Here is a 2,301-nt window from a genome sequence, read left to right as displayed (position 1 = left end):
TCTGTAAAGACAAAAAGAAAAAGTAATGACCCAAGTGTTATATCAAATCCGTTTAATTGGACATAAAAAAAATCTTCAATCGTCATAACTACGCTCATCTTTGTAATTCTTTCTTCTCCTGACTCCTGACTCCTGACTTCCCCTCCTGGGAGGGGCGAGGGGTGGGTTGACTCCTCCTAACTTAACCATTCTATGGTTGTTTAACCGGATTTGATATTACTAGGTAAAAACGAAGGTATAGAGTTGGCCCTCCGGCGATTCAAGCGTCAAGTTTCTAGAGCAGGTATCCTTGCAGATGTGAAAAAACGTCGGTACTTTGAAACTTCTCAGGAAAAACGAAAGAAAAAGGTAGTAGCAGCACGACGTCAAAAACAATTTTATTAAAGCAAAAAATTTACAGTGGCAAATATTATAGAAGTGTTGAAATAAATTTTATAGAGCTTTAGCTAGTATTTTATGATATTAGTAATGTCTAATTTGAAGAAGGAAGAAGGAAGAAGGTCTAATTGCTTATGCATAGTCAACGACAGACCACGCGCGTGTATGATAACCCCAAACAATTTTCAGCACCTCCGTTGACGGTGTAGGGTTAATTTATTGTCACGCTTAGAAAAATTGTATCCTTTGAAATTTCCTAGATCTTGCTAGAACTAGTTAACCAAAAATATAGAGTTGTAAATATTCTCTGACGACAAAGAATTAGCCCTGTGGGTAGGGGACACTCCTCCTGCCTTTTGCCTTATTCAATAAAGTTGAAATCAACAACTAGAATAGGGAATTAATTATTAAATGAAAACTATCCAGAAATGAATGTATATCGAGAACTAGACAATACAATACTAAGTTTTGCAGATATTCAAGCAGAACTTAATATCCGCAATGCAAAAGATGCTTTAAAAGAAATCGTAGATAATATAGATTTAACTCCCGAAGAAAGAACCGGATTAGACTCAGAAATTTCTGGTTTAGAATCAATGTTAGAAAAACTGGAAAAAGCCTCTGTACATATTGCCGTATTCGGTATGGTAGGAAGAGGTAAATCTTCAGTTCTCAATGCTTTGTTAGGTGAAAAAGTATTTGAAACAGGCCCAATTCATGGTGTTACCAAAACTACAGAAATTAAGCAATGGCAATTAGGGAAAGATAACTTAGAAGAAACAGAACCCTCATCTGATACCTCTCTAGTTTCTTACAGAATATCCCAAATTGAACTGATCGATACTCCCGGTATTGATGAAGTAGATGGAGAAACTCGCGAACTGATGGCCCGACAGGTGGCAAAGCAGGCAGACTTACTCTTGTTTATTGTGGCAGGAGATATTACTCAAGTAGAATATGAAGCTCTTTCCCAATTACGAGACGCTGGTAAACCGATGTTGTTGGTATTTAATAAAATAGACCAGTATCCAGAAGCAGATAGACTAGCTATATACAATAAAATCCGAGATGAGCGAGTCCGTGAGCTACTATCTCCCAAGGAAATAGTCATGGCAGCAGCTTATCCACTTGTAGCTAAGGTATTGCGACAACCTGACAGTAATATTACAGTACAGATGGAGCGGGGGGAACCCCAGATAGAAGATTTAAAGCTAAAAATATTAGAAATTTTAGACCAAGAAGGTAAATCTCTGGTAGCTCTCAATAGTATGCTCTATGCTGATAATGTCAACGAGCAGTTGGTGCGTCGGAAAATAGAAATTCGCGAACAAAGTGCTAATCAAGTAATCTGGAAAGCAGTAATGGCCAAAGCCATGGCGATCGCTCTTAACCCTGTAACTGTGGTAGATATTCTGAGTGGAGCTGTGATTGATGTAGCTATGATATTGACTTTATCAAAGTTGTATGGTATAAGCATGAGCCAAAGCGGAGCAATAGATTTACTGCAAAAGATAGCTATTAGTATGGGTGGCATTACAGCTAGTGAATTAGTGGCAAATCTAGGACTAAGTTCTGTGAAAGGATTATTGGGTTTAGCTGCACCTGCTACTGGTGGGTTGTCTTTAGCGCCTTATTTATCTGTAGCGGTAACTCAAGCTGCAGTGGCAGGTTTATCATCTTATGGAATTGGACAAGTAAGCAAAACTTATCTTGCTAATGGTGCATCTTGGGGAGAAGAAGGTCCAAAAGCTGTAGTGAGTCATATTTTAGAATCTCTGGATGAAACTTCAATTATGGGTCGAATTAAGGAAGAGTTAATAGCTAAGTTAAACATCAAAAATTTCAGTAATCAGCAATAGCAAAATAGCAAAATCAGGAAAGTTTTACTAACGAAAAAATAGTATTGCAGAGTAATAGTAAAGT

The 2,301-nt window shown here is 37.6% G+C and carries 2 protein-coding genes; both read left to right on the top strand.

The annotated features are described in order from the left end of the window. Nucleotides 1-210: 210 nt before the first annotated feature. Entirely contained in the window at nucleotides 211-384 is a 174-nt protein-coding gene (gene rpsU / locus F6K13_RS29110) for a 30S ribosomal protein S21 (protein ID WP_124146000.1), read from the top strand. 422 nt (nucleotides 385-806) lie between these two features. Next, nucleotides 807-2,237, top strand: coding sequence for a GTP-binding protein (locus F6K13_RS29105; protein ID WP_124155166.1), 1,431 nt, complete (start codon nucleotides 807-809; stop codon nucleotides 2,235-2,237). The last annotated feature ends 64 nt before the right edge of the window (nucleotides 2,238-2,301 follow it).

Origin of the sequence: Okeania sp. SIO2B9 (genome assembly GCF_010672505.1) — a bacterium.
Classification (GTDB): Bacteria; Cyanobacteriota; Cyanobacteriia; order Cyanobacteriales; family Microcoleaceae; genus Okeania; species Okeania hirsuta.
This window is presented reverse-complemented; position numbering and strand designations above follow the sequence as displayed.